Genomic DNA, 4998 nt, shown 5'->3' on the forward strand with positions numbered 1-4998 from the left:
CCACCCGGATGGTTCAGCCCAACTCCATTGTCCTTTTGGATGGTTAAGAATGGCCGGATCGGACTAGTCCGTCCGGGGAGAAGTGCGCCCCGCGACCGGACGGTCACGGGGCGCGAGCAACTGTGCCCTGAGGGGCCGACGAGATCAGGCCGGGGAGGCCAGCAGAGGCCCGGGGGCGGCCAGTCTCAGGGTCATCACCGGGAGCAGATCGGCCACCCGGTGCGGCCGGTGGGCGGCGATACCGGGCGGGGCGGGAGCGAGTGGCACCAGGACGTCGGTGGGCAGGGGGGCGCCGGACGAGGCTTCGGCGGTGATGTCCCCGTGCAGCCAGAGGGTGAGCATGTACAGCTCGGGAATGGACAGCAGGCGTGGCTGGAAGGGGGTCTTCATCGACTCCGCCTGTCGCAGCGCCTGTTCGGTGGAGCCGACGTACGGGCCTTCGAAGAAGTGCGAGAAGGTCCAGCCGTCCGGGGTGAGCCGCGTGTCCGCGGCGGCCACGGCGCGCTCGCCGCCCCGGATCAGGAAGCGCCAGCCCGTGAGGCGGGTGGCGGGGCGGGACGGGTTGGGGGCGATCCGGTCGAGTATGTGGACGGGAAGGGGTGACTCGGGGCTCACGGGTCCCTGGACGGACCTGAGAGCGGGGGTGCGGTCCTCGTCGACGGCGGCAGGGGAACCGAGTGCCGCGAGGACGCTACGCAGAGTAGGCGCGGGAGCCTGGAGGACATGCAGCGGCATGGTGGGTCGCCTCTCACTTGGGAGACACGGTGGAGCGAAGGGCAGGTGCGGTGCGGACGGCGCTGTCAGCGTGCGGGGCCAGAGGGGGGCCGGGAAGGCCACCGGGCGCCAACTCTCTGCCTCAGGAGCGGAGTTTATACGACGCGTGTTCGTACGATGTTTCCGCTAGCGTTCGCGCGTATTAACAGCAAGGCGAGTTCTGGTCTTTCTGGCACGGGTGTACTGCTGGTCTCCAGTGAGGAATGCGGCCATGGCCTGGGCATTTGCGTACGCGCCGGTAGGCTGAAACCGAACCGTGTTTTTCATCATGCGCTGGGCTTGGATAGCTGTGCACTGCACCGTGCCGGGGCGATGTGTCACTCGATCGCCCCTGACACAGTACCGGCCGCCGCGCGTCCGTGCCGCGTTATGGATCAGCCAGTCTGGGCATTATCGTCCCTGACGCGAGCGACCGAAGCTGCGTGGTGCCCACCTGAGGAGGGACCCTTCGATGGGGGAGAAAGCCGTGGCAGGCGGCTTCGCACTGTCCGATCGCCAGCGGTACCGGCGAAAGCTCCAGCAGTGTCTGGCGGCACTCGGGCGGCTGCTGGCCGAGAAGCGGTTCGACCGGCCCAAGAATCTGATGGGCCTGGAGATCGAGCTGAATCTCGCGGGTACGGACGGCCTGCCCCGGATGATGAATGCGGAAGTACTCGAACGTATCGCGAGCCAGGATTTCCAGACCGAACTCGGAATGTTCAACCTGGAAGTAAACATTGTTCCGCACCGGCTCGGCGGACGGGTGCTCGACCAACTGGCCGAGGAGTTGCGGGCCGGGCTCGGATATGCTCACCGAAAAGCGAACGAGGTCGGCGCCGGCATTGTGATGGTCGGCATTCTCCCGACGCTCGCCCAGGACGACCTGGTCTCCGCGAACCTCTCGGACGTCGACAGGTACACCCTGCTCAACGATCAGATCCTCGCCGCGCGCGGCGAGGACTTCACCCTCGACATCGACGGTGTCGAGCGGCTGACCTGCACATCCTCGTCGATAGCGCCGGAAGCGGCCTGCACATCGGTACAGCTGCACCTCCAGGTGACACCCGCTCGGTTCGCGGATGTGTGGAACGCGGCGCAGGCGGTGGCCGCCGTCCAGATCGCGGTGGGCGCCAATTCCCCCTTCCTCTTCGGCAAGGAACTCTGGCGGGAGTCCCGGCCCCCGCTGTTCCAGCAGGCCACCGACACCCGCCCGCCCGAACTCCAGGCACAGGGCGTACGGCCCCGCACCTGGTTCGGCGAGCGCTGGGTGAATTCCGCGTACGACCTCTTCGAGGAGAATCTGCGGTATTTCCCCGCACTGCTGCCGATCTGTGACGAGGAGGAGGATCCGCTGCGGGTGTTCGAGGACGGCGGCGTCCCCCGGCTCCATGAACTCGTCCTGCACAACGGCACGGTCTACCGCTGGAACCGCCCGGTCTACGGGATCGCCGACGGCGTCCCCCATCTGCGCGTGGAGAACCGGGTGCTCCCGGCCGGGCCCACCGTCACCGATGTGATCGCCAACGCCGCCTTCTACTACGGGCTGGTGCGCGCGCTCGCGGAGGAGTCGCGGCCGGTGTGGAGCAGGCTGCCGTTCGAGGCCGCAGCGGAGAACTTCGACACCGCGTGCCGGCAGGGCATCGACGCCGAACTCCAATGGCCGCGGCCGGGGCGTGCGGGCGGTATCACCCGGGTGCCGGCCGTCAAACTCGTCCGCGACGAGCTGCTGCCGCTGGCCGCGGCGGGGCTCGACGCCTGGAATGTGGAGCCCGCCGACCGCGACCGGTATCTCGGTGTCATCGAGGAGCGGTGCAGGCGCCGGATGAACGGGGCGTCCTGGCAGGCCGACACCTACCATCGCGCCCGGGAGGCCGGGCTCAAGCGGGACCCGGCCCTCGCGGCGATGACCCGCCGTTACTGCGAGCTGATGCACGCGGGGGAGCCGGTGCACACCTGGCAGGTGGGGTTTCCGGGGCGCGAGGCGTAGGCGCGGGGCCGGTGCGCTGCCCGGCCGCGCGCCAGGTCCGCTCCGGCATCCTGTCGGCCTCAGCAACCAGATCCGTCCGGCCCCGGCCCCGGCCCCGGCGCCAGAGCCCGGAGCGGCTCTCACAGGGCGACCACCGTGACCCCGCTCGGGGATGAGCCGGCGCCGGGGATCCTCGCCGTACGGGGCGGGCGAGCGGGCGACCGGGGCGGGACCTGCCTTCCTCCGGGAGAGCGGGGTCGGGCAAGCTGTGACATCCCATGCGGTGGTGCGTCTCCTCGGATGCCGGCCATCGAAGGCCGGCCGGGGAGAAACGGGAGCCTCGTCATCGTCCGATGACCTGCGCCCCGGCCTGTCGCGCGCTTCTCGTACCCGTATTCGAGACCCTGGTGGGGCGAGGGCGGGGGCGAGGTGTGAAGACGCAACTGGAGGCATGTGTGCAGGTGGAGTCCGGACGCGTGGCTGATTCTCTTCCCCAGGAGGGCATGTCACCCAAGATCGCGCGGTCCGAGATGCTCCTGGTACTGGCGCTCTCACTCGGCGCCAGCGGGGTGTCGGCGCTGATCAGCTTTGTCGGATCGCTGACGAAGCCCGGGGGTCTCAAGGACCAGGCGGCGACCCTGAACGGATCGTACGCACCGGGTCGGCCATGGCTCGATCTCGCCTGGCAGCTCTTCGGTATCGCGACCGCCCTGGTGCCCGTCCTGCTGGTCGCGCATCTGCTGACCCGGGAGGGCGCGGGCGGCCTCCGGGCGATCGGCTTCGACCGCCGGGCACCATGGCCCGATCTCGGGCGCGGCACCCTTGTGGCGGCCGGGATCGGCAGCGCCGGACTCGCGTTCTACCTGGTGGCGCGGGCCACCGGGTTCAATCTGACGGTGGTGCCGGAGTCGCTGCCCGAGGTGTGGTGGAAGTTTCCCGTACTGATCCTCTCGGCGATCCAGAACTCCGTCGTGGAGGAGGTGATCGTCGTCGGCTATCTGCTGCGCAGACTCGACCAGCTGGGGTGGACGCCGATGGCCGCGCTGGCGGCCAGTTCGCTGCTGCGCGGCTCGTACCACCTCTACCAGGGCATCGGCGGATTCATCGGCAATGCGGTCATGGGCGTGGTCTTCGTCCTGCTGTACCGGCGGTGGGGCCGTGTCGGGCCGCTCGTGGTCGCCCATGCGCTGCTCGACATCGTGGCCTTCGTCGGCTACGCGCTGCTCGCGGGGAAGGTGGGGTGGCTGCCGACGGCGTGAGTGCCGGCGTCGAAGTCGGCGTCGGCGTCGGCATCGGGCGGTGCGGCCTACCGGCGGGCCCACGCCGCCGTGGTGGGCCACCGGTCGGTCGGCCGCGGCCTTTCGCAGCCGGGTCCCGGTGCGTCCGGGCCGTCGCCATCAGCGTGTCGAGGGTGTCCCTGGTCCGCCTCAGGCCGGCCATGTGCAGGGAGAGCCAGGTGACCTACCCGGGCTGCCGGTGCGCGGCTTGATTCCACGGGACAGGAGCCAAGGAGCCGAGGAGCCGAGAAGGCTGGCCATCCGAGCGGTTCCGATATATCGTTGAGGTATCGCGACTGATCAACGATGGAAGGAGCGTAGCGATGCGTTCACATGGACACGAGCATGAGCACGGGCATGGGCACTGCGGGCCCGGACATCATGGTCGAGGTGACGGCGAGGGGCGCCGGGGGGCGTTCGGGCAGTTCGGGCCGCCGTTCGGCGGGCCGTTCGGGGGCGGGCGAGGCCGTGGCGGTGGCCGGGGAAGGGCGCGGCGCGGCGATGTGCGGGCCTCGATCCTGGCGCTGCTGAAGGACCGCCCGATGCATGGATACGAGATGATCCAGGAGATCGGCGAGCGCAGCGGCGGGGCCTGGAAGCCCAGCCCCGGCTCTGTCTACCCCACGCTCCAGCTGCTGGAGGACGAAGGTCTGATCACCAGCGTGAGCGAGGGCGGCAAGAAGCTGCTCACCCTCACCGACGCGGGGCGTGCCGAGGCCGAAGCGGGGCCGGACGCCCCGTGGGAAGAGGCGGGCCGGGGTGTCGACTGGGACACGGTCAATGAGATCCGGCAGGCCGGATGGGGGCTGATGGAAGCCTTCGGGCAGGTCTGGAAGACCGGGAGCGCCGAGCAGCGGACCAAGGCCGTCGAGGTCATCAACGAGGCCCGCAAGAAGCTCTATCTCATCCTCGCCGACGAGCACTGACCAAGGGTTGATCCGATGCGGCCCCGGTGGGGTGCCGGTGCGGATCCAGTGCGGTATCGGTGCGGTACCGGTGCCC

General features: G+C 69.5%; 4 protein-coding genes. 3 read left to right on the forward strand and 1 reads right to left on the reverse strand.

All coding sequences use genetic code 11. The features are described 5' to 3' along the window. Window positions 1-144 precede the first annotated feature (144 nt). Window positions 145-735, reverse strand: coding sequence for a hypothetical protein (locus ACWF94_RS33290; RefSeq protein WP_453497166.1), 591 nt, complete (start codon window positions 733-735; stop codon window positions 145-147). Between the two features lie 490 nt (window positions 736-1225). Here ACWF94_RS33290 and ACWF94_RS33295 point away from each other — a divergent pair, with 490 nt between their 5' ends. The 3 genes from ACWF94_RS33295 (at window position 1226) to ACWF94_RS33305 (ending at window position 4922) form a co-directional block, all read left to right on the forward strand. After that, entirely contained in the window at window positions 1226-2740 is a 1515-nt protein-coding gene (locus tag ACWF94_RS33295; RefSeq protein ID WP_453497169.1) for a glutamate-cysteine ligase family protein, read from the forward strand. A 482-nt stretch (window positions 2741-3222) separates the two neighbouring features. Beyond that, window positions 3223-3978: a CPBP family intramembrane glutamic endopeptidase gene (locus ACWF94_RS33300; protein ID WP_453497171.1), complete on the forward strand. Its 756-nt coding sequence runs from the start codon at window positions 3223-3225 to the stop codon at window positions 3976-3978. Between the two features lie 341 nt (window positions 3979-4319). After that, window positions 4320-4922, forward strand: coding sequence for a PadR family transcriptional regulator (locus ACWF94_RS33305; RefSeq protein WP_453497174.1), 603 nt, complete (start codon window positions 4320-4322; stop codon window positions 4920-4922). The last annotated feature ends 76 nt before the right edge of the window (window positions 4923-4998 follow it).

Source organism: Streptomyces sp. NPDC055078 (genome assembly GCF_053607985.1).

Excerpts from the sequence above, each read along its gene's own strand:
- ACWF94_RS33300 (WP_453497171.1), top strand. The coding sequence starts at position 3,223 with ATGTCACCCAAGATCGCGCGGTCCGAGATGCTCCTGGTACTGGCGCTC.
- ACWF94_RS33305 (WP_453497174.1), top strand. The coding sequence starts at position 4,320 with ATGCGTTCACATGGACACGAGCATGAGCACGGGCATGGGCACTGCGGG.
- ACWF94_RS33295 (WP_453497169.1), top strand. The coding sequence starts at position 1,226 with ATGGGGGAGAAAGCCGTGGCAGGCGGCTTCGCACTGTCCGATCGCCAG.
- ACWF94_RS33290 (WP_453497166.1), bottom strand. The coding sequence starts at position 735 with ATGCCGCTGCATGTCCTCCAGGCTCCCGCGCCTACTCTGCGTAGCGTC.